Origin of the sequence: Paenibacillus agri (assembly GCF_013359945.1) — a bacterium.
GTDB lineage: Bacteria > Bacillota > Bacilli > Paenibacillales > Paenibacillaceae > Paenibacillus_AQ > Paenibacillus_AQ agri.
Map to the genome: position 1 here is coordinate 16,909 of NZ_JABWCS010000180.1, position 22,066 is coordinate 38,974.

18 protein-coding genes, 17 tRNA genes and 1 rRNA gene are annotated in these 22,066 nt (G+C 50.3%); 3 read left to right on the plus strand and 33 right to left on the minus strand.

Annotation, left to right across the window (positions count from 1 at the left end):
- Nucleotides 1-88 precede the first annotated feature (88 nt).
- The gene (locus HPT30_RS02105) at nucleotides 89-787 is read left to right on the plus strand and encodes an ABC transporter ATP-binding protein (protein ID WP_175369876.1); all 699 of its coding nucleotides are present in this window, start codon (nucleotides 89-91) and stop codon (nucleotides 785-787) included.
- Complete coding sequence (locus tag HPT30_RS02110; RefSeq protein WP_175369877.1) at nucleotides 784-3,318, plus strand: FtsX-like permease family protein; 2,535 nt, start codon at nucleotides 784-786, stop codon at nucleotides 3,316-3,318. The genes HPT30_RS02105 and HPT30_RS02110 overlap by 4 nt, the downstream gene beginning before the upstream one ends.
- 104 nt (nucleotides 3,319-3,422) lie before the next feature.
- On the opposite strand, the gene HPT30_RS02115 is transcribed toward HPT30_RS02110, so the two are convergent.
- The 14 genes from HPT30_RS02115 to HPT30_RS02180 form a co-directional block, all read right to left on the minus strand.
- Entirely contained in the window at nucleotides 3,423-4,256 is an 834-nt protein-coding gene (locus tag HPT30_RS02115; RefSeq protein ID WP_175369878.1) for a MetQ/NlpA family ABC transporter substrate-binding protein, read from the minus strand.
- Nucleotides 4,257-4,301: 45 nt separating this feature from the next.
- On the minus strand, nucleotides 4,302-4,964 hold the full coding sequence (locus tag HPT30_RS02120) for a methionine ABC transporter permease (protein ID WP_175369897.1): 663 nt from the start codon (nucleotides 4,962-4,964) through the stop codon (nucleotides 4,302-4,304).
- The gene (locus tag HPT30_RS02125; protein ID WP_175369879.1) at nucleotides 4,957-5,718 is read right to left on the minus strand and encodes a methionine ABC transporter ATP-binding protein; all 762 of its coding nucleotides are present in this window, start codon (nucleotides 5,716-5,718) and stop codon (nucleotides 4,957-4,959) included. Before HPT30_RS02125 ends, HPT30_RS02120 begins: the two co-directional genes overlap by 8 nt.
- A gap of 303 nt (nucleotides 5,719-6,021) precedes the next feature.
- Complete coding sequence (locus HPT30_RS02130; protein WP_175369880.1) at nucleotides 6,022-6,735, minus strand: GntR family transcriptional regulator; 714 nt, start codon at nucleotides 6,733-6,735, stop codon at nucleotides 6,022-6,024.
- A gap of 11 nt (nucleotides 6,736-6,746) precedes the next feature.
- Complete coding sequence (locus HPT30_RS02135) at nucleotides 6,747-7,763, minus strand: sugar kinase (protein ID WP_175369881.1); 1,017 nt, start codon at nucleotides 7,761-7,763, stop codon at nucleotides 6,747-6,749.
- Nucleotides 7,756-8,511 carry a 2-dehydro-3-deoxy-phosphogluconate aldolase gene (gene dagF, locus HPT30_RS02140; RefSeq protein WP_175369882.1) on the minus strand — a complete coding sequence of 252 codons (756 nt, stop codon included), beginning with the start codon at nucleotides 8,509-8,511 and terminating at the stop codon, nucleotides 7,756-7,758. Before dagF ends, HPT30_RS02135 begins: the two co-directional genes overlap by 8 nt.
- 1 nt (nucleotide 8,512) lies before the next feature.
- Nucleotides 8,513-9,616 (minus strand): DgaE family pyridoxal phosphate-dependent ammonia lyase, encoded by a 1,104-nt coding sequence (locus HPT30_RS02145; protein ID WP_175369883.1) that lies wholly within the window; start codon nucleotides 9,614-9,616, stop codon nucleotides 8,513-8,515.
- Nucleotides 9,582-10,694, minus strand: a complete 1,113-nt coding sequence (locus HPT30_RS02150; RefSeq protein ID WP_175369884.1) for an amidohydrolase/deacetylase family metallohydrolase — start codon at nucleotides 10,692-10,694, stop codon at nucleotides 9,582-9,584. Before HPT30_RS02150 ends, HPT30_RS02145 begins: the two co-directional genes overlap by 35 nt.
- Before the next feature lie 738 nt (nucleotides 10,695-11,432).
- Nucleotides 11,433-12,836 carry an ADP-ribosylglycohydrolase family protein gene (locus HPT30_RS02155; RefSeq protein WP_175369885.1) on the minus strand — a complete coding sequence of 468 codons (1,404 nt, stop codon included), beginning with the start codon at nucleotides 12,834-12,836 and terminating at the stop codon, nucleotides 11,433-11,435.
- A gap of 3 nt (nucleotides 12,837-12,839) precedes the next feature.
- Nucleotides 12,840-13,796 carry a nucleoside hydrolase gene (locus tag HPT30_RS02160; RefSeq protein WP_175369886.1) on the minus strand — a complete coding sequence of 319 codons (957 nt, stop codon included), beginning with the start codon at nucleotides 13,794-13,796 and terminating at the stop codon, nucleotides 12,840-12,842.
- 63 nt (nucleotides 13,797-13,859) lie between these two features.
- Nucleotides 13,860-14,798: an ABC transporter permease gene (locus HPT30_RS02165; RefSeq protein ID WP_175369887.1), complete on the minus strand. Its 939-nt coding sequence runs from the start codon at nucleotides 14,796-14,798 to the stop codon at nucleotides 13,860-13,862.
- Nucleotides 14,795-15,841, minus strand: coding sequence for an ABC transporter permease (locus HPT30_RS02170; RefSeq protein ID WP_175369888.1), 1,047 nt, complete (start codon nucleotides 15,839-15,841; stop codon nucleotides 14,795-14,797). Before HPT30_RS02170 ends, HPT30_RS02165 begins: the two co-directional genes overlap by 4 nt.
- Entirely contained in the window at nucleotides 15,834-17,396 is a 1,563-nt protein-coding gene (locus HPT30_RS02175; RefSeq protein ID WP_175369889.1) for an ABC transporter ATP-binding protein, read from the minus strand. Before HPT30_RS02175 ends, HPT30_RS02170 begins: the two co-directional genes overlap by 8 nt.
- A gap of 80 nt (nucleotides 17,397-17,476) precedes the next feature.
- Complete coding sequence (locus HPT30_RS02180; RefSeq protein ID WP_175369890.1) at nucleotides 17,477-18,616, minus strand: BMP family ABC transporter substrate-binding protein; 1,140 nt, start codon at nucleotides 18,614-18,616, stop codon at nucleotides 17,477-17,479.
- Nucleotides 18,617-18,952: 336 nt separating this feature from the next.
- On the opposite strand from HPT30_RS02180, the gene HPT30_RS02185 reads away from it, so the two are divergent.
- Complete coding sequence (locus HPT30_RS02185) at nucleotides 18,953-19,708, plus strand: AraC family transcriptional regulator (protein ID WP_175369891.1); 756 nt, start codon at nucleotides 18,953-18,955, stop codon at nucleotides 19,706-19,708.
- Nucleotides 19,709-19,839: 131 nt separating this feature from the next.
- On the opposite strand, the gene HPT30_RS02190 is transcribed toward HPT30_RS02185, so the two are convergent.
- The 19 genes from HPT30_RS02190 to HPT30_RS02280 form a co-directional block, all read right to left on the minus strand.
- Entirely contained in the window at nucleotides 19,840-20,157 is a 318-nt protein-coding gene (locus HPT30_RS02190) for a hypothetical protein (RefSeq protein WP_175369892.1), read from the minus strand.
- A 36-nt stretch (nucleotides 20,158-20,193) separates the two neighbouring features.
- Nucleotides 20,194-20,272: transfer RNA gene (locus tag HPT30_RS02195), tRNA-Leu, on the minus strand.
- 29 nt (nucleotides 20,273-20,301) lie between these two features.
- Nucleotides 20,302-20,375, minus strand: a tRNA-Cys gene (locus HPT30_RS02200).
- Nucleotides 20,376-20,384: 9 nt separating this feature from the next.
- A tRNA-Gly gene (locus HPT30_RS02205) sits at nucleotides 20,385-20,459 on the minus strand.
- A 5-nt stretch (nucleotides 20,460-20,464) separates the two neighbouring features.
- Nucleotides 20,465-20,539: transfer RNA gene (locus tag HPT30_RS02210), tRNA-Gln, on the minus strand.
- 17 nt (nucleotides 20,540-20,556) lie between these two features.
- Nucleotides 20,557-20,632: transfer RNA gene (locus tag HPT30_RS02215), tRNA-His, on the minus strand.
- Between the two features lie 46 nt (nucleotides 20,633-20,678).
- Nucleotides 20,679-20,754: transfer RNA gene (locus HPT30_RS02220), tRNA-His, on the minus strand.
- 47 nt (nucleotides 20,755-20,801) lie between these two features.
- Nucleotides 20,802-20,877 (minus strand) — tRNA-His (locus HPT30_RS02225).
- A 23-nt stretch (nucleotides 20,878-20,900) separates the two neighbouring features.
- Nucleotides 20,901-20,974 (minus strand) — tRNA-Trp (locus HPT30_RS02230).
- A gap of 5 nt (nucleotides 20,975-20,979) precedes the next feature.
- Nucleotides 20,980-21,065, minus strand: a tRNA-Tyr gene (locus HPT30_RS02235).
- Nucleotides 21,066-21,070: 5 nt separating this feature from the next.
- Nucleotides 21,071-21,146: transfer RNA gene (locus HPT30_RS02240), tRNA-Thr, on the minus strand.
- 20 nt (nucleotides 21,147-21,166) lie between these two features.
- Nucleotides 21,167-21,242 (minus strand) — tRNA-Phe (locus tag HPT30_RS02245).
- Between the two features lie 12 nt (nucleotides 21,243-21,254).
- Nucleotides 21,255-21,332: transfer RNA gene (locus HPT30_RS02250), tRNA-Asp, on the minus strand.
- A gap of 4 nt (nucleotides 21,333-21,336) precedes the next feature.
- Nucleotides 21,337-21,413: transfer RNA gene (locus HPT30_RS02255), tRNA-Met, on the minus strand.
- Between the two features lie 41 nt (nucleotides 21,414-21,454).
- A tRNA-Val gene (locus tag HPT30_RS02260) sits at nucleotides 21,455-21,530 on the minus strand.
- Between the two features lie 55 nt (nucleotides 21,531-21,585).
- A tRNA-Glu gene (locus tag HPT30_RS02265) sits at nucleotides 21,586-21,660 on the minus strand.
- 14 nt (nucleotides 21,661-21,674) lie between these two features.
- A tRNA-Ser gene (locus HPT30_RS02270) sits at nucleotides 21,675-21,767 on the minus strand.
- Nucleotides 21,768-21,770: 3 nt separating this feature from the next.
- Nucleotides 21,771-21,846, minus strand: a tRNA-Asn gene (locus HPT30_RS02275).
- A gap of 130 nt (nucleotides 21,847-21,976) precedes the next feature.
- Nucleotides 21,977-22,066, minus strand: a 23S ribosomal RNA gene (locus tag HPT30_RS02280); the annotation flags it as partial.

Here is a 22,066-nt window from a genome sequence, read left to right on the forward strand (position 1 = left end):
CCGACAGATTCCGGTCACGGTCCTGTCAGATTTGTTTGTTACTCTCTAGAGAGTGAACGGCCTTTACTTAACTTGGGAGGAATAAAACATGCCAATTTTAAGAATGGAGCAACTGAAGAAGCATTACGGTAAGGGTGAAAATACAGTTAAAGCGCTGGACGGTATATCTCTCACCGTAGAAAAAGGCGAGTTCCTCGCCATTGTAGGCACCAGCGGCAGCGGCAAAAGCACGCTCCTGCATATGCTGGGCGGTCTGGATCGGGCTACAGAAGGCAAAGTCTATGTGGACGGTCATGATCTTTTTGCCATGAACGATGAGAAGCTGACGATTTTCAGGCGCAGATCGGTAGGCTTCGTATTCCAGAGTTATAACCTGGTGCCTATTCTGAACGTACGGGAGAATATTGTGTTGCCGATTGAGCTCGACGGGGGGCGTGTAGATGAACCTTATTTTGATCTGGTTGTCCGTACGTTGGGTTTACAAGCGAAACTTCAGCAACTCCCCTCTCAACTGTCAGGTGGACAGCAGCAGCGAGTGGCCATTGCCAGAGCACTAGCGACCAAACCGTCAATCATTCTGGCGGACGAGCCGACAGGCAATCTGGATAGCAAGACCAGTCAGGAAGTGCTGATTCTGTTGAAGCAGATGAGTGAGAAATTTAACCAGACTATTGTGATGATCACGCATAACGAGCAAATTGCCCAGACTGCGGATCGAATTGTGCGGATTGAGGATGGTATGATCGCCTCCGGTTCTACGGGAAATCCAGAGGTGAGCGGCGTATGATCGTCACGAATAACCGCAAAGTGATCTCCCGCTTGGCCCGAAAAAGCCTGCAAGCCAACCCTGCACGCAATTGGGCTATCATCTGTGCGATCGTGTTGACTACGCTTTTGATTACGGCCGTGTTCACCATGGCCCTCAGCATCAATAAATCGATGGAACGCGCGCAAATGCAGACCACCGGCAGTGATTTTCATGGAGGCTTTAAATATTTAAATCCTGCCGAAATGGAACAGCTTCGCGTACACCCTTCTATTAAAGCGTATGGAGTTTCTCTTAAGGTAGGGGAAGTTAGCAGCTCTCTTTTCAAAAATAACCGTGTTGAGGTGCTGCATGTTGACGACAGCTATGCCAAGCATACCTTTGTCGATTTTATAGAGGGTGGACTGCCGTCAGGCGAGAACGAGATTGTCTTGAACACCTGGGAGCTGGACATGCTTGGGGCGCAACATCAATTGGGTGCAGTGGTGCGGCTAGACATTGATACCGATGAGAAGGTCATTAGCCAGAACTTCACAGTCTCAGGATACTACGAAACAGATAAGAATCTGGCGATGTCCGGATTGGCTTTCGTATCCAAAGCTTTTACGGACAAAAACATTTCCGGAATTGATCCTGACCACTCTGAAGCAACAGGTTCTTATGTTAACACATCCGATCTGGGCGTCATGCTGGACAACTCATTCCATATCGAAGAGAAAATCAAGGGGATCTTAGCTGACACTGGATTAAAAGTAGAATATGGCGTTAATCCTGCGTATGCCAGTGTATCTCTTTTTGACAATCTCTTGAATACCATTCCTTATATCATAGTTATTCTGATCACCATGCTCAGTGGTTATTTGCTGATTTACAATATCTTTTATATTTCCGTAGTGCGTGATGTGAAATTTTACGGACTCCTGAAGACCATAGGTACCACACCCCGGCAACTCAGAAAAATAATTCACACTCAGGCCCATTGGCTCTATCTGGTCTCCCTACCGTTCGGGCTTGGACTTGGCTACCTATTAGGCCGCCTGATCACACCCATGGGCAATAGCTTTTCAAGCAGCTCTGTCGGTACCGTATATTCTTCAAGTCCTTGGATATTTGTAGGAGCAGCCGTCTTCTCCTATCTAACGGTACGGATTGCGTCAAGCAAGCCAGGCCGAATGGCCTCGCGTATTTCTCCAGTAGAAGCTGTGAAATTTGCCGGTATCAACAGTGGTAGAAAGACTAGGACCAAGAAGTCCAAACATGGAGCGAAGCTGCATCATATGGCTTTCTCTAATTTGTTCAGAAGTAAAAAGAAATTAGGGTTGATGCTCTCTTCACTCTTTCTCAGCATCGTCTTGTTCAGTACGATTTTCACGGTAATCTCTTCGCTGGATGTGAACAAATATCTGGCAACCTTTATATCCGGTGATTTGCTTGTTCAGAATGAAGTATTGACCAGCATCACAGGTGGACGTAATGGTGATCCCTATAGACTTACGGAAGCATTCTCTGATCAGCTTGGTAGCATTGACGGCGTTGAATCCGTGGATAAAGTTTATTACAGGTATGAGCGTATTCCTTTTGATGATACCTCCCGTGCTGTACTGGAGCCGCTGGCTGTTGGTGCTGCCCCTGATTCCCCTATCTCTTGGACGATGAAGACCGGGAAGATACCTGTTGATTTGTATGGAATAGACCCGGGTTGGTATACGCTGGTAGGTAAAGATATGATCGCAGGCGAATTTGACCAGATGAAGTTCGATTCCGGCAAATATATACTCATTTCAAACGCTGATCTTTCGGATGATTCCGAGATAAATACCTACTACCATCCAGGAGATATCCTATCCTTCCCGGCTCTCGGCAAAAGCTACGAAGTGATGGCCTTATTAAAGCAGGAAGGTATTTATGCAGCCACAACAAAACATTATTCTGCGTATGGCTTCAACGCCTTTCTACCGTCTTCGGAGTTGCAGGAGGAACCCCTTGCGGACAGCGACCCGGCTATGATCGTTTCCGCCACACTTCATGTCGATCCAGCCAAACTCGACAGCGTGAAGCAAGCAGCCAAAACAATCGTCCAGCCTGCTGATGAGCTGAGCTTAAAATCAAGAGAGGATTACAAAGCCGAACTTGGCGGATTCATCACCATTTTTCAAACGATAGGATACGGTCTCAGCTTCGTCATCGCTCTGATCGGTGTGCTGAATTATATTAATACCGTGCTTACAGGCGTCCTCTCACGCAGAAACGAGTTTGCCGTTCTGGAGAGCATCGGCATGACTAAAAAGCAGCTTAAGCGCGTTCTGATTTATGAAGGGCTGTACAACGTGCTTTTCACTGTACTTATAACCTCAACATTAGGTGTACTGCTGACCCATACCGTTGCTAAAAGCATTACCAATGCTATGGCCTTTACTGTATTTAGAATGAGCTGGCTGCCCTTTATACTCACCGTGCCGGTGCTGCTAATCATCGCTTACACAGTAACCCTGAGAGCATATAAAACATTATCCCAATCTACGATTGTGGAGCGGCTGCGCGAAGCTGAGTAAAAGGTCGGGACAACAGCGTCCTATAGTTCTGTTCGACACAAAAGGGCCAACCCGGAATACACCCGGCTGGCCCTTTTTCACATCATCTTTTTAATATACAGATCTTATTTAAAAGCAGGCAGCGCGATATCCGCGTAATTGTCCTCAAGGAATTTCTTCACCTCAGGGCCGCTGATCGCCTTGGCCAGCTTCTGGATGGCTTCGGAATCCTTGTTGTCCTCACGCGCTACCAGGGTAATTGCGAACTCGGAATCCTCGCTCTCTGTAATCAGCGCATCCTTTGTCGGCGTTAATCCCAGTGGTTTGGCATAGGCCGGAGTCATCGCTACCAGATCGGCATCATCCAGCATACGGGACAGCATCAGAAGATCTACTTCCTTGAACTTGAAGTTCTTCGGATTCTCGGTAATATCAGCCTGTGTAGCTTGAATGCCTACGCCTTCTTTCAGCTTGATCAGTCCGGCAGCTTCGAACATCACCAGGGAGCGGCCGATGTTGGACGGGTCATTCGCCATGACGAGTGTAGCACCTTCAGGCAGATCAGCGATGTTCTTGTACCGTTTGGAATAACCGCCATAGATCGCATTGTACACCGGTTGAACAGCTACCAGATGTGCACCCTTGCTGTCATTGAATTGCTTCATGTAAGGAACGTGCTGGAAGAAGTTCGCATCCACTTCCTTGTTCGCCAGGGCTTCGTTCGGTTGTACGTTATCCGACAGCACCACAACTTCCATGTCCACGCCTTCTTCTTTCAACAGCGGTTTCACGATATCCAGAATATCCGTCATCGGTGGAATCAGCGAAGCCACTTTAATTTTTACAGGCTCGGCGCTTGTCGGTGCCGGTGCTGCTTCATTCACGGATGTATTTTTGTTACCACAACCTGCCACGATCAATACCATTACTGCAAACAGCGCAATTATAGACTTCTTCATTAGTTTGATTACCCCCAGTTTTATATTCGTATATAGATACAAGCTTTATTTCTTGTCCAGCAGCCGCGCTATAGTGCTGCCGCTGAACTGGACGATCTGTACCAGTACAATCATGACCACAATTGCGTAGGCCATCACTTCAGTCTCATAACGCTGGTAGCCGTAACGGATCGCAAAGTCACCAACCCCGCCGCCGCCAACGACACCCATCACCGTGGAGAACGAGATGAAGCTAATGGTTGAGGTGGTTAATCCCAGTACCAGCCCTGAACGGGCCTCGACATACAGAAATTTAAAAATCAGTCCTAGCCTCGAAGCACCCATCGATAACGCCGCCTCCGTAGTTCCGCGCGGAATCTCCAGCAATGCCTGCTCCACGAGACGGGAGTAATAGGCAATGGCGACAATGGACAACGGAACTGTGGCCGCAATCGTTCCAATAGCCGTTCCCACAATCAGACGAGTCACAGGAATCATGGCAACAACGAGCAGCAGGAACGGGAAGGAGCGCACGATGTTCACCAACGTGTTCAGCACCAGAGACAACTTCTTATTCTCATACAGCTGACCCTTCCGGCAAAAATAGAGCAGCGTTCCCAGCGGGAGACCCAGCAGCACCGCCGCTCCCACGGAAATGCCGACCATGACGAAGGTCTCCCCGATAGACTGCCACATTTGTTCCTGGTATTTGAAGGCATTCTCAAGCATAATCTTCCCTCGCTTTGCCAAGAATCTGCTCCCGGTAGGAACCGGAGCTGCTTGCCGCAGGAAGGAACTCTCCATCTGCCCGGGAAAAGGTATCTACAATTCGTCCATCCTCCATCACGGAGACATGGCTGCACAGTCTTTTGACGACATCCATCTCATGCGTGACGATAACGATCGTGACCCCAAGCTTCTCATTGATATGCTTCAGCACTCCAAGAATCTCCGTAGTCGTTGCCGGATCAAGCGATGATGTCGGCTCATCGCATAGCAGCAGCCCCGGATGATTCGCCAGCGCGCGGGCAATGGCTACCCGCTGCCGCTGCCCGCCACTGAGCTGGGCAGGATACTGCCCGGCTTTATCTGCCAGTCCAACAAAGCGCAAGCATTCCTCCACCCGCTCCGTTCGCTCACGCTTCGGGACACCAGCCAGTTCCAGAGGGATAGAGACATTCCGGCTGACCGACACATTCGCTACAAGATTGAACTGTTGAAAAATCATCCCGATCTTCTGTCGTTCTTGTCGCAGCAGCTTCTCGGGCAGCACAGTCATTTCTCGGCCATTTAGAATAACGCTGCCTTCATCCGGCCGTTCCAGCAGGTTGATCAACCGCAGCAAAGTGGACTTTCCCGCCCCGCTTGCCCCGATAATTCCGTGTATAGAACCCTTTTCAACCTCAAGCGTCACCGAATCTACCGCCTGATACACGCCATCCTTGACTTCAAAGCTCTTGCTTATACGGCTCAGTGACAGCATATGAATCCCCTCCTTCCCATGCCTTACGGCAGCAGCAAGTGATCAGGTAAATATTGTACTATAAATATTCAAAAACTGTTTTATTCAAAATCTCCTTAAATAATAAGGTATTTTATCGCCTGTGTCATTAATTTTCTCAAAATGATATATCCTCTTTTGGAAAAGCACCACGAATACAAAAAAATCCCCGCCGCGAGAAGGAATCGCGAAGAGGATTTTACTGATTATAACCCGAACTGCTTACTGATATACCACATACTTAAACAACGTCTGCACAACTACACAGCTGCATAACTTGTAGATCTATACATCATAGTCAGCTACATAGCTCTGCAATTCTGTATTGTAATAACCGATGCTCCATTCCATAGCTGTTCCCTGCTCGTTAAAGGAATAACGCGTTCTCTTTAGCACATGGCTATTGCTTGGCAGACGCAGATTCTGCTCCACTTCTGGCGGGGCGAGGGCAACAGAGAATTCATCCCGCAGCCTGTCGGGAGTAATCCCCTGCTCCTCAAGCCATTCATAGAGAGATCGTCCGCTAAAGCTGGATAGCTCTAAGTCCTCCACAGTCATGCTCAGATAATGCGTATAATAAATGTAGGGAGCATCGTTAAGGAAAAAAATACGCTCCAGCTTCAAACAACGCCCGCCGAACAGCCGATAGGGCTCAGTGCCCTCTGCACATGGATGCACTTCTGCACGCAACCACTCCTTGCGGATGGTATGCCCTGCCTCCACGAGAATTTCCGTGAAATGCTTCCACTTGGACAGCCGGGAGGTCTCCTTATTGCGGATGACCTTGGTGCCCCTCCCGCTGCCTTTTTCCAGAAAACCTTCCTGAACCAGCTCTTGAACGGCACCCCGAACGGTAATCTTACTGACTGCAAATTCCTTTTCCAGCTTCGGCTCGGAAGGAATGATGGACCCTAGCGGATATACGCCGTAAAGAATCCGTTCTTTTAAAATATGCTTGATTTGCAGGTACAACGGTCTGTCTTGCCTCGACAAACTCATGACAAATTCCACTACCTTTCCACATCGCCTACGGCTTCCGTCATCGCACGGAGAATATCTCCTTCCGAAGCCTTCGGCGTATCGCCGGAGATCGTATGGGCGAGCATACCCGCCACCGCCGCGAACCGGACGGTTTGCTCTGCGGGCCAGCCCTCTAATTCCCCATGGATAATTCCACTCGCGTAGGCATCTCCTGCACCGATTCTATCATATACAGAGAACCTTAGGGGATCAGCGAACACCAAACTTTGATCCTTGTATATGTAGCCGAGCAATGAATGTGAATTGTCGCCGTGGATTTCCCGGTGGGTTCCTGCAATGATCTTAATGCCATATTCGTCGGCTACAGCCGGAATGAGTTCTTCAAGCTGCGCCTTACGTCCCTCTTTGTCCGTGCTCATCCCTAGCGTCCACAAGGCGTCTTTTTCAGTCATCATAACGATGTCCGCCAGCTTCAGCATGTCCTCATAGTATGGCTTAGCCCGGGTATGACCTTCTGCTCCCCAGAGCGAAGCGCGGTAGTTGGAATCGAAAATCACCAAACCTCCCTGCGCTTTCACCGCCAAGGCCAGTGCTTTCATATGGCTTCGGACAGCATCGTTCATGGCCAGCGTAATGCCGCAGAAATGAATGGCAGCGATGGACTGGGCTATCCCACCGTAATCGTATGTGCCTTCAGGTGCTGTATTAAAGCTGCTCTCCAAACGATTGGTATAGGTTACCCGGCCGGGGCGTACTCCGAATCCATTTTCGAGAAAATACATCCCCATATAATCTCCTCCGCGCTGGAGGAATTTCGTAGAGATTCCCAGTCCACGCAATTCGGCGGCCGCAGCGTCTCCCACCGGGTTGTGGGGCAAGCGCGAGATCAGGCAGCCCGTATGCCCGAAGTTGGCCAGCGCTGACAGCATATTCACACCAGTCCCGGAAAAGGAGTAGCGAAGCATATTGCTCTGGGACAGCAGATCATGGCCCGGCACCTGCAGGCGCATCATGACCTCGCCGAAGGCGGCAATTTTTTTAGGCATAGGCGTTAGCCAGCTTTTTCATCATTTGCAGCAAAGTCCGCACGTCTTCTATATTCGTCTTGCCAGATGCCTTGTCGATAATCGAAGAATACACATGGGGGATAACCTGCTGCACTCCGGCTTCCAGAGCGATGCGCAAAATGGCTTCAAAATTCTCCATATCAATGCCGCCTGTTGGCTCCAGCGCAAAGTTCTCCTCGGCGCAGGCCTTGGCTACAGCACGATATTCCTCTTCAAGCTCCAGGCCTTGCATCGGGAAATACTTGATCGCATTTCCGCCCATATCCCGGATCAGTGCAATCGCTGCCTTAACCGGTACAATGGCATGTTCCTCTCCCGCTGCACTCAGCGGACCTGTCGAAATATTCACATAACCTGGACGGCCGGTAGGCGATACCAGACTGTTAATCCAGCTGTCTGTTCCCCCAAGATTGGCCCGGGTAGCTCCCACGGCAGGGAATACCTGATTGATATGACTTCCCCCGTAATGCTTAGCAATCTCGGCAACAACGGCTGCCTGGCGGTTATCTCCTGCGCCAAGTCCAATCGACACGGCATCATCAATCTCCTTCCCGTATTCGCGCATTGCGGTCACGGCTTCCTCTGCTGTCTTATAGCTTTTAGAAAGAACGCCTACCAGAACATATCCTTCTGCCGCTTCATAAATATCTTTGGCGTTCTCAATATCCTTAGCTAGTACATTTAATGCCACCCGGTTGTTATAAAAGCGCTTTGCAATGTTGGACATGTTATTTTCCTCCTGCCAATTTATAAATTTCTGATTGGATAACCTCGATGTCATCGCCCAGCAGCGGACGCGGATCAATGTCGAAATAGCCCTGTCTTGCACCATAGTCCCGTGTATATATCGCGATATCGCCCTCTCTCAGCTTCTGGACAGCTGTTACAGCACTAATTCCAGTCTGCGTCTGATCCAGGTGCACACGCCCCCGATAGATTGCGCGTCCCGCCTCGTCCTGCACAATCGTCACCTTCACACCAGGCACTTCGTTCAGCGTGAGCAGGGTTTGGAGTAGTGCTTTTTCCTGTTCGCTGCGGTCTTCTTTAACGATGTATTCGTCCAGCGCCTGTAGCAGTCCAAAGGCTGTCTCCTTGCCCACCTTCATACTCCGCCCTATGCCGTGCAGCTGCACCTTCAGCCATTCGATATAAGTACGCCGCCCGGCAACGATGCCGGAGGTCGGACCTTCAATCGCTTTAGAGCCGCTATAGATGGCTAGGTCAGAACATTTCACGTACTTGTGGATATCTTCCTCGGCTGCCGCATCGACAATCAGAGGAACACCCCGCCGCTGGGCAATTTCCCAAGCTTCTTCGACAGAGATCATATTTTTCTGAACCGCATGATGTGATTTCACATAGAGGATCGCTGCGGTGGTATCGCTGATAGCATCCTCAATATGCTCGCCTCGGCCTTCGTTGGCATAGCCAACCTCGACCAGTTTGCCTCCGCCCAGGTACACCATCGTTTCCACAGGCGCACCATACTGCACATTGTGGCCTTTGAGGATAATAATCTCATTCCGCAAAATCTTATCCTGATGCAGACGCTCGCTGATCCGGCGGTTGCCTTGCGTCACCAAGGCGGCTACCGACAGCGCGATTCCGCTGGAAGCTGAGTTCACGATGACCGCCGCTTCGGAGCCGAGAATACGTGCAATATAATCGCCCCCCTTATCGACCAGATCGGCAACTTCCACATAGCTCTGCCCGCCTTTTTTCATAGCCTCCATAACGGTATTGGTGGGTGCCGATACCCCCAGTATGCTCATTCGTCCGCTGGCATTAATAACACGCTTAAGCCCGTACTTCGCATTCAATGAATTCTCCATGTGCAACAGCTCCTTTAACCTGGATGAGTTGATCTGTATTTCTTTGCTCTCCTTCGGAATCCACCAGTACGGCTGGCCCCTTCTCTACGGTGAACAATGTGAGGTTGGCAGGTTCTCCGATCCTTATCCGGCCCAGCTCCGGCTTGCCCAGCCAATCCGCTGCCCGTGTAGTGACTGCCGCAAGTGTATCCTCTAGTGAATAACCCAGATACAAAAACTTAGATAACACGTTCGCCAAGCTGTAGACCGGACCGTTCAGCCGGTTGCCGCGATAAATATCGGTGCTGATGGTATCCGGCGGAATGCCGTAACGCTTAGCCGCTTCAGCGATTTTGAAGGAAAAGCTTGCTGTCCCATGACCTACATCCAGATGAACACCCCGCTCAATCGCCTCTTGCAGCACCTTCAGGGGTTGACCTTCTTCGTCGAACAGATTATTGCTCTTGCCATTCAGGTAATGCGTGATGATGTCTCCGCGCTCGAGCAGCGGCACCACCTCCTCGATCTCCGGGGGACCGGAGCCGATATGCACCATGATCCGTAACCCTGTCTCGTCAGACAATTCCCGGGCTCTGCGCAGTGGTTCAATGCCCTGCTCTCCCACTACGCTTTGGCTGATTCTTGCTTTTAATCCCACGATGAACGCGCGGTTCTTCAGCACGGCTTCCTGAACTCTAATCTTGTCGATCCATTCCAACTGGGACAATTCATCCACCCGCTGCAACCCAATTCGGGAAATGTTCAGAAAAGCAAACAGACGAGTCTTGGTGGTACTCGCGCTGCCAGCAAGCTCGGCGATCCGGTCGCTTCCGCAGCTCCCCGCATCGACAATCGTGGTGACGCCCTGTCGCACACCTATTGCATCAATCTCGTCACCATAGGGATGAAATTCGGGAAAGGCATGCACATGCATATCAATCCACCCGCTGGTCACATAAGCTCCAGCCCCGTCCCACACTTGCTGTCCACGACCTGCCCCAGGCTCCGTAATGTCTGCAATTCGGCCATTTTCTATGATGATATCCAGGGCCTGCCCATTGATGCTTTTTAAATTACGAAGCACGAGCCTTTCTTCCAACTCTCCCACCTCATTCATTATAACGTTATAATGTTTAATGACAGTATGAACCTGTAGATCAATGGTTTTCTTACTCCTATCATATTCAAGTTGCAGGTACCTGGCAAGTATTTTACATAAAACCACCTATATAAGCCGAACAAAAGAAATTAACAAAAAGCAAAGATGAGCGAATGGGGAAGTTTGGAACTGTGTAAGTGGAAAGAACGTATGAAAGCAGCCTTCAGCCTTCCATAGGAAAGCTGGCACCGGAACATAGATCGTCTTCAGCAAGACCTCTAACCATGGCTGTTCAAACCCAGCGATATCATTAGAAGCAGTATATTCCCCTTCACCTGCCATCGTCTAAACAGTGAAAAAGAGGAGCCATCTCCCCAACTAACAGCATTTTTGTACCTTATTTTTCTTCAAAATAGGAAAATGAGGGAAATAAGAGCATTATTGTATCTTATTTTTCGAAAAAACACACTGGACGGGGTATTCTGGAAGATTTAAGGTACAATATTGCACTTAATCTCTACTATCCCCTAGCTCCAAAGGATTTAAGGTACGAAAATGCCGTTAATTACACTTCGATCCTTCTTATAAGCTCTCTTTCTTAGCTATGTTTGTTTTTTTAATGCGCTCTATCTATTCCACCATTCCCTATGAAAAAAAGAGTAATTCTAGAGACTGCAATTGAACAGCAGTCTTTAGAATTACTCCTCGAAGCCAGATAGTCTCCAAGTCCTCAACGATTTATGCCTTAGCAGACGCCTCAAATTCCCCGCGCAGCTTCAGGAACACCTGATAGCTCCGCTCGGCACATTCCGAGATCGCAATCGGATGGAAGCCGGGCAGATCCGCGTACAGCGTATCGTTCAGCGGTCCGGTCCAGCGCTGCGGCAACTGACTCGCCCCTAGCTTCGCGCCCATAATGGAGCCGACCGTCGCACCATTGCAGTCGGTGTCCATACCGCCGTAGACGGAGGTCACGACGGCCTTCTCGAAGTCGTCCCCGCCATAGACCAGTGACGCCGCCACCAGAGCCGCATTGTTGTTCGTATGCACCGCATCATAATGGCTGAAGGTATCCCAAATGGTGCTGACCAACTCCCGTTCGCTCTTGGCAGAACGGGCAATTTCCACACCGCGCCGCACATCGCTGGCAAGGCGGCTGGTGTGCGGAATCTCGCTCAAGCCGATCTCAATGATCCGCTCGCTATCGCTTTCAGCGAACGCGGCGGATATCATCGCCGCGTTGAACATCTCGCCGTAGATGCCGTTCTTCTCATGGGAGAAGGAGGCATCCCGCCAGCCCAGCTCCGCCGCGAGCTCCGGGTGGCCCGCTGCGCCGTAGGCCAGCCCATCGGCGCGAATGGCGGCGCCGATCCATTCGCGGTACGGATTCAGATGCATCCGTACCCGCTCCTGCCGCCGGCTCCAATCCGCCGGCTTCCCGCCATGCAGGTGACTCGTCTCCTGCATGAAGTTCATATAGGCCTGCGTCTCCGCCGTGCAGACCTGGCTGTACGTCAAGTGGCGATGCCACAGCTTGCCGACATCCCATGAATCCCAAGCCAGCCCCTTTTGCTCCAGCAGCAGGAGGCCAAGCACCGTATAGCGGATGTCATCATCGCTTTCCATATGCCGGATGGTCTCTGCTGTGCTCGCAAAAGTCCATTCGCTTAAGCCAAGCCCATACTCTGCGGCAGCCCGCGAGTGCCCCGGAGTATAGCCCTTAATCGGCCAGGCATCGGCCCCGCGGAACCACAGCTCGACATTCTCCCAGCCGGGACGACCGTCCTTGCCATAGAGATAATCCCAGTATTCCAGCGGCTTGCCAAGTGCGCAGCCGACGCTGCGCCCGAGCCAGGCACCGTAGAATTTATCGCGCCATTCCGACTCGCTCCACCCGGTGTCCAGCTTACGCGGACCCTCTGGACGAAGCGCGCGAATGTCCTCCAGCCGGGAAGGCTCCTGATAAGGGAAATCCTCAGCTACTTCCAGTTGCATCAGTTCCTCGTAGACCTTCATCAGCTTCGCTTCATCGTCTCCGGCTGCTTCCAGCTTACCGGCAAAACCATCCGTGCGGCAGCCTTCTTCCCCGCGCTGGATCATCTCCAGCCGCACGGTCTCGCGCAGTGTCTCCCAACCTGCCATAAGCTAGTTCCCTTCCGCAGAACGCAGAAGCTCTTGATCCAGGCGCTCCAGCGAGTCGAACAGCAGCTTCATGAATGCCTCGCGGTCCACACCCAGCAGTACCTCCGTGTTGGCTGGACGGTCAGGCTTCTTGCGTCTGTCCGCAACAGTCATCCCCCGGGTCAATTTACCCTCTGTCTCCACGGTTACATAGAGCTTCTCAGAGGTGAACAGCTCCGGATGCAGCAGCCAGGCGATGGCACAAGGATCATGCAGGGCGCTGCCCACAAAGCCCATTTTTTTACCGAAGATGGAATAGAAGTCGAGCAGTTCACCTACCATAACCGAGACCGGCCCCCGCTGTTTCAGTGCCTCGATCTCTTCTTCAATGATAGCCGCCTTATCCGTCACGTCCAGGCCACTCATCGTAATCGGAATACCGGATTCGAACACGATGCGTGCCGCTTCCGGGTCTACATAAATATTGAACTCCGCAGTTGCGGTAACATTGCCGTAGGCCAAGCCCCCGCCCATGAGGGAGATCTTCTCGATCTTCTCCTTCACTTCAGGGTAAGCCGTAAGCAGCAGGGCGATATTCGTTAAGGGTGCGGTAGGCACCAGTGTAATTTTCTCTTCGGAAGAACGGATGATATTCAGCATGAATTCCACCGCACCTTGTTCTACCGGACGGAATTTGCTAGGCGGCAGCAACGGACCATCCATGCCTGACTCACCATGCGCTGCTTCTCCGGTTACAAGCTTTCCAAGCAGCGGTGCAGCAGCACCTTTGGCCACCGGGATATCGGCGTTGATAAAGCTGAGCAGCTTCAGCGTGTTATCCGTGATTTTATCCAGAATCTGATTGCCGCCCACCGTCGTAATTCCCCGGATATCCAGTTGATCCCGGTGTGCATAGGCTAGCAGAATCGCAATCGCATCATCATGACCCGGATCACAATCGATAATAATAGGTGTAGCCATAGTTGTCTCGCTCCTCATTTTGTAGATCTGTATGTCCGTCTGTTTAGGTTCTCTCCACTATTTCTACTTAACGACCGGACTTTTCACTTTGCGGTTCTTCTTCCGCGTCTCGGAGACCGCATAGATGACCAGTCCGATGACTGTCGCTACATAAGGCAGTGTAGCAATCAGCTCGGCTGGAATTTTAAGAACTTGCAAGGCATTCGAAAGTGCATCCGCTGCCCCGAACAACAATGACGTCAGCGCCGTGCCTACCGTTGTGCTTCGCCCCATCGACTCTGCCGCAATGGCAATCCAGCCGCGTCCGGCCACCATGTCCCGTGTGAAGAGCGAAAGATAGCCCATCGACATGTAGGCCCCGCCCAGTCCGGCAAAAAATCCGCTGAGCAGCAGCGCCATATACTGGATTTTCACGACACTGACACCGACCGACTGCGCCGCATGCGGATTCTCTCCGACCGAACGGATACGCAGCCCCAGCGGCGTACGGTTGAGCAGATAGTAGACGACGAAGACCGCTACGATGGATAAGTAGGTCAGAATGTGATGTCCCGACAGGATCGGGCCCAGCACAGGAATATTTTTTAGAACAGGGATATCGATACTTGGCAGCACCTTGCTTGGCAGCGAAGTAGATGAACCCTTGTCTCCGCTAAGCAGATACAGTAGAAACACCGTACCGCCCGAGGCGAACATGTTGATCGCTACCCCACCGAGAATAATATGGGTTTTGAATTGGAGGGTGAAAAAAGCCAGAATTCCCGCAATCAGCGTTCCTGCCAGCACCGCACCCAGCAGTCCTACCCAAGCGCTCCCGCTATAGGAGCTGACAATAACACCGGCCAGGGCCGAGACAAGCATGATGCCCTCCATCCCGATGTTAATGATGCCCGCACGATTGGAGATCAGCGCCCCCAGCGCCGCGAACAGAATCGGGGTGGTCACCCGGAGGACCGAGAACGCAAAGTCTGTTGTCAAAATAACATTAAGCAGGCTGTTCATGCTTCCTTGGCCTCCTTCAGCAGCATCCGGTTCTTCCAGAACTTTAGGAACTGCTCCGCTGAGATCAATAGGATAATGACCGCTTGGATGATCGAGATCATCTCTGACGGTACATCTGACAAGCGGGACATCAGATCCGCACCGATCCGGATATAAGCCAGGAAGAGCGCCGATGCGATAACAGACAGCGGGTTGTTCTTAGCCAGCATCGCTACCAGCGCCCCATCCAGTCCGTAACCCGGCAAAGACGTCCATTGGAAGCGGCTATACATCCCGAGCACCTCTACCGATCCGCCCATCCCTGCGATAAATCCGGCGATCAGGTGGACCATAATAATAACTTTGGCTGTCTTCATGCCGGAGTAGCGGGCAAACTCCCGGTTGATTCCCGTCATGCGCAGCTCATAGCCCCATTTGGTTTTATAAAGAAACAGATGTGCCAGCACAATCAGCACGACCACGATAATGAGTCCGGTATGAATGCGTGTGCCCTGAAAAATTTTACTCAGCTGCGCCGTTTTCTCGAATTTGTAAGAAACGTTGGCGAAGGCCTTGGCATCCCGCAAATGATAGTTCAACAGATACAATCCGATGCCGAATAAAATATTGTTGAACATCAAGGAGGTCACCAGCTCATTGGCATTCCATTTGGCCTTAAGTATCCCCGGAATCGCCGACAGCAGCGCTCCGACAATTGATCCGGCGGCAATCGCCACCAGCGGATGCAGCCAGCTGTTCAGGGTCAAGTGGATCGCCAGCACAGAAGTTACGACGCCCGAGAAATAGAAAATACCTTCCGCACCCAGGTTGAACATGTTCGCACGGAACAGAAGCGATACCGCTAGCCCCGTAAACATGAGCGGGATGGCCATCTCAACGACATTGCCGATATGTCCTTTAGTTGAAAGCGGCTCCAGCAGAAAAATCCCGATGGTCTTGACCGGATGGTCGCTGACGAGCGTAATGATTAGAAAGGCAATCGCCAGTGAGATCACAATGACTGCGGTTGTCCGGATGACCTCGAAATATTTGGATTTAAACATGTTCTGTGGCCTCCCCGGTCTGCCGCTCATTTTGCCGCTTGATTCCCAGCATATATAATCCAAGCTCCTCTTCACTTACTGCAGAAGGCTTCTCGAAAGAAGCGACAATCTGCCCCTCATACATGACCAGTAATACATCACTGATCTCCAGGATTTCGTTCAAGTCTGCCGACACGAGCAGGACAGCACTGCCAGCTTGCCGCAGCTCCAAGAGCTTCTTATGAATGAATTGAGCGGCGCCAATGTCAACACCCCGAGTAGGCTGCTCAGCAATCAATAAGTCAGGACCTGTTGAACATTCTCTGGCCACAACCACCTTCTGCATATTGCCTCCCGATAACATTCCGATCTGCTGAGCAGGACCAGAACAGCGCACCTTGAATTCCTCAACGAGCGAAGCTGCCAGTGCGGCAATCTTTGATCCATTCAGAAACAGGCCCCGGTTCATCTCTTTGGAGCGGTAGCGGGTAGAGATCAAGTTATCGGAAATGCTAGCCTCTCCTGCGGCCCCCTGGCGCATCCGGTCTTCAGGGATATAAGCGACGCCCTGCTGACGGATATCCAACAGGCTCGAATTAAGGATATCCTTTCCTTTTACCTTCACTGCCCCACTGCTGGACACCCCGGTAAGTCCGCCGGTCAAAGCTTCAATCAGTTGTGTCTGCCCATTGCCCTCGACTCCGGCAATCCCGACAATCTGACCGCCATGTACCGCGAAGCTGATATCTGTGAGCAAGGCCTTACCTTGCTGATCGTTGACGTTCAATTGCTCAACTGTCAGTACCGGACCACCATCCGGAGCTGTTTCTTTATCGTATTTCAGCACCACATCCCGGCCAACCATCAGCCGTGAGATCTCCTGCTCGGTAACATCAGCCGTCTGAAATACCCCTTCACTCCGTCCGCTGCGCATAATCGTAATCCGGTCACAAATGGCTTTGACCTCTTTCAACTTATGCGAGATAAAAACAATCGTATGGCCCTGCTCCTTAAGCTGCGTCAGCTCGCGGAACAGCTCCTCTGTCTCCTGTGGCGTCAGCACCGCCGTAGGCTCGTCCAAGATCAAGATCTTGGCGCCGCGCAGCAAGGCTTTCAGAATTTCGACCTTCTGCTTCATGCCGACGGTCAGATCTTCCACCTTCGCCTTGGGATTCACGGCAAGGTTGTATTTGCGCGCCGTCTCCTCGGTCATCCGTACAGCTTCGGCATAGTTGATGCCAACACCCCGGCGCGGCTCCATCCCCAGCACCATGTTCTCGGCCACGGTGAATGAAGGCACCAGCATAAAATGCTGGTGCACCATGCCGATCCCGCGATCAATAGCATCCTGAGGAGATTGCAGCCGCACCTTCTCGCCTTTGATAAAAATCTCGCCCTCGCTCGGCTCTTCCATACCGAAAATGATTTTCATGAGTGTTGACTTGCCCGCCCCATTTTCACCGGCAATCGCATGAATCTCGCCTGCACGAAGCGAAAAATGAACATCTTTGTTCGCAACAACGCCGTTTGGATATACTTTGGTAATTCCCCGCATCTCCAGCAGAGCGGTTTGCATAGGTCTCAACGCCTTTCAACTTGGAAGTCATGACAATCAGTGTCGAAACTTATATTTTGGAATATTGATCTTTTATGGAATTAAGGTTTAACCGCATTACGGATCGCTTCTACTTCCGAAGTTTCCATCCCCATTGCGTTATCTACCTTGATTTCTTTGTTAATGAGTTTTTGCTTCACTTCATCCGCTTTGGCTTGGAGGTCCGCTGGCAGAACATTTTTGTAAATATCGTTCTCTGCAATACCTATACCGTCATCCACAAAGCTCAGTACATCTCGTTTGCCCATTTCAAGGGTACCGTTCTGGAGCTTTTTCACAGCCCCTAGAATCGCCATATCAATTTTTTTGATTGCCGAAGTAATGATAAGATTGGCCTTTTCAGCGTCAGTATCTTTAATCAGCGCCGCTTGGTCGGAATCGACACCAATTGCATATTTCTTCTTCTCTTTAGCTGCATCGAAGATGCCGAGGCCTGTACCACCAGCTACATTAAAAATCACGTCTACACCGGAGTTGTATTGAATCAGCGAAAGTTCCTTGCCCTTGGCCGGGTTGACGAAGTCACCTGCATAGGACACCGCTACTTTTACACTTGGGTCCACATACTGTGCACCTTGAATGTATCCTACCAGGAAAGCATTGATCCCAGGGATGTCCATACCACCTACAAAACCAATTACATTATCTTTGTTGGCATTCGGCATACCAGACTGTGTTGCCAAAGCTGCAACTGCGCCTGCAAGGAAAGACACCTCGTTAGTCGCGTAAGACATGTTGTACATATTAGCCGGAGCCTCATCGATGTCCGTATCATAGTTAATGAATTTTTTATCCGGATTGGCCTCTGCTGTAGCGTTGAACATTTCTGTAATCTCAGAGCCACCGGAGATGATTACGTCCCAATCCCCAGCCGCGATGTCATTGAACGTAGGCTCCCATTTGGTTTTATCTGCACCCATCTCAACGACCTTGGTTTCTGCTCCCAGCTCTTCCTTCACTTTCTGGAGACCGTTATTCGCCGCATCAAAAAAAGATTTATCTCCCAGCGTGCCTGGAATAATCAATACGACCTTCAGTTTACCAGCCGAAGCCGTTTCTCCGCCTTCTGCCGTCTGGTTTCCATTCGTTGTGGACGTCCCATTATTGGATGCACCGCTACCACATGCCGTTACCAGTACCATTACTGTCAGTAGCATTAATGCCAGAATCTTCTTTTTCATTTCCCTAGTCACACCCCTGTTTGTAGTTGGTCGTTCTGTCAGGACCCGTCTTTTCCGATAGTCAAAGATTTGCACAATTTACGTCAGTCTGTTTCTAGTTTGAAAATGTAAACCAAATAATGATAATCATGAATTTTTCCTTTTTTCATTACAAAATGGATGTTTTCATGATATTCTCCTGCATAAACCGAATCAATTTCCGAACGAGATGGCCAGTCAGGTTGCGAATATTCGGTTTAACTGATACGATCATAACAAATATCATTACAAATAATTATATAGTTTCGGTCATATTTTTGTACGATTCGGCTAAAAGACTCAACAAGGAGGATCAACATGGTACGTGTTCTATATATTGTAAGCGCAGAGCATGAATCTGGAACTTATATCCCCCCGCATCAGCATGAATGCTACGAATTGGTTTACTATATAAAGGGATTGGGAACCTGTAACGTTGGGACACGAAGCTATCATTTTCGTAACTCATCCTTCTCACTGATCCCGCCAAATACCAAGCATGACGAGAACCATCAGCCTGAGGCCGATATTTTATTCGTAGGTTTTCATTGCGATAACCCGCAGATGAATGCGCTGGCCGGGGTTTATGAAGATGATAAAGAACAGACTGTACTGCAGAACTTGCTGCGGATGAAAGAGGAGTTTTGCCGGAAGCGAGAAGGTTTTGCGGAGCTGCTGAATCTTCAGATGAGCGAAATCACTGTTCACTTACTCCGCTTGCTGGGAGCTACAGGATCACCCTCGCTTTCGGAGGACCGTGTGCAATATGTTATGAATTATATGGACGAGCATTATCGGCAAAAATTGCCGATAGGCTCCCTGGCAGAGATGTCCGGCTATAGCTATGACCGGTTCCGCCATTTATTCAAAGAACGCTACGGCTGTTCGCCGCTGCGTTATCTTCTTCTAAAGCGTCTGGACTATGCCAAATCATTGCTCAAGCACACACAAATGCACATCTCTGAAGTCTCTGCTGCTTCAGGCTTTGTGAATGACGCCCAGTTCTGCAACATGTTCAAACGGGAGATCGGTCTGACCCCACGCACTTTCCGTATCAATAATAGAGCTAATTAGTGCTTTTTTATTTTTTATTCATCTTATATAGCACGCAAAGAAGCCGTGAGACTTCCCTCACGGCTTCTTCTCTATCTTTTATAACAACATTTCATTCTATCTGGTCGCTTTTCTTTCTTAGCGTAGTAAGCTTATACGTTTGTGCCCAGTAGCTTCCGCTGTCCTTGGAATTCGTCATATACATTCAGCCGAATGCCTCCTCCATCCAGCGTCTTATATCCATTACTAGTTAACGTCATCGCATATCGTTTGAAGCTCCCTACCTGAAGAACTGTACCAAAATTCAGCGTCTGAGACATGGACTGCCCCAGTGGATCAACGAGTTCCAGCACAAGCCTATGTTCATATGGCCCGGCTTCATAGAGATTGCTAACCTCAAGATTATAATTCAACACCACATTCAGCGTATCACTGCCTACAGTGACTGTGGCACATGAAAAAAGGTTCATTAGATTTAACATCTAATGAACCTTTTCTTCTTTTAATACCGGTGAGAGGACTCGAACCTCCACGGTTTCCCACTCGATTTTGAGTCGAGCGCGTCTGCCATTCCGCCACACCGGCATATTCAATTACGAAACTCCAAAAAATAATGGAGGCGCCACCCAGATTTGAACTGGGGATAAAGCTTTTGCAGAGCTTTGCCTTACCACTTGGCTATGGCGCCGTAAAATAATGGAGCGGACGACGGGAATCGAACCCGCGACCCTCGCCTTGGCAAGGCGATGCTCTACCGCTGAGCCACGTCCGCATAAATGGCTGGGGATATAGGATTTGAACCTATGCATGACGGAGTCAAAGTCCGTTGCCTTACCGCTTGGCTAATCCCCAACAATTATTTCTAATAATGGGGCGACTGATGGGTCTCGAACCCACGAATGCCGGAACCACAATCCGGTGCGTTAACCCCTTCGCCACAGTCGCCATATGAAACTAAATTAATTAAGCCTATTATTTTCAGTGAAGTGAATGGGGCGACTGATGGGTCTCGAACCCACGAATGCCGGAACCACAATCCGGTGCGTTAACCCCTTCGCCACAGTCGCCACATGAATCTGACTTAATTAAGCCTATTATTTCTTAGTAAAGTAAATGGGGCGACCGATGGGTCTCGAACCCACGAATGCCGGAACCACAATCCGGTGCGTTAACCCCTTCGCCACGATCGCCATATAAAACTTTAATAAAAAATTGGCAGGGGCAGCAGGAATTGAACCCACACCAACGGTTTTGGAGACCGTTGTTCTACCTTTAAACTATGCCCCTAAAAATGGTGGGGGATGATGGATTCGAACCACCGAACACGTACGTGAGCAGATTTACAGTCTGATGCGTTTGGCCACTTCGCTAATCCCCCAAAGATGGTGCCGGCGAGAGGACTTGAACCCCCAACCTACTGATTACAAGTCAGTTGCTCTACCAATTGAGCTACACCGGCATATTAAGTTGTATACTTCATGGTGGCTCGGGACGGAATCGAACCGCCGACACGAGGATTTTCAGTCCTCTGCTCTACCGACTGAGCTACCGAGCCATAAAGTCTAAATGGCGGAACCGACGGGATTCGAACCCGCGATCTCCTGCGTGACAGGCAGGCATGTTAGGCCAACTACACCACGGTTCCAAATTGGTTGCGGGGGCAGGATTTGAACCTGCGGCCTTCGGGTTATGAGCCCGACGAGCTACCGGGCTGCTCCACCCCGCGTCATTAAAAGCATATCTTATTGTCTCCCGAAGGAGGTTACATGGTGGAGGCTGAGGGGATCGAACCCCCGACCCTCTGCTTGTAAGGCAGATGCTCTCCCAGCTGAGCTAAGCCTCCATAACGTACAATTGTTATCATACCAAATTTCACTATGTAAAATCAAGTATAAAATTGGTGACCCGTAGGGGATTCGAACCCCTGTTACCTCCGTGAAAGGGAGGTGTCTTAACCCCTTGACCAACGGGCCTTGCTGTAAAATAGTGGCGGAGAGAGAGGGATTCGAACCCTCGAGACGCTTGTGGCGCCTACACGATTTCCAATCGTGCTCCTTCGGCCAAACTCGGACACCTCTCCATATGGCTCCCCGAACAGGACTCGAACCTGTGACAACTCGATTAACAGTCGAGTGCTCTACCAACTGAGCTATCAGGGAATATTCATACCAGGCTTAATCGCCTGAAAACTGAATCCGAATTGAATTTGCGTTTGCCCTTTTTACGGGGCCCCCGGAAAGTACTCGGAATTGGCTTCGCAGCCTCTTCTTCACTTTTTGGGGTAGTTTGTAGGATAAGCCCTCGACCGATTAGTATTGGTCAGCTCCATGCATTACTGCACTTCCACCTCCAACCTATCTACCTCGTCGTCTTCAAGGG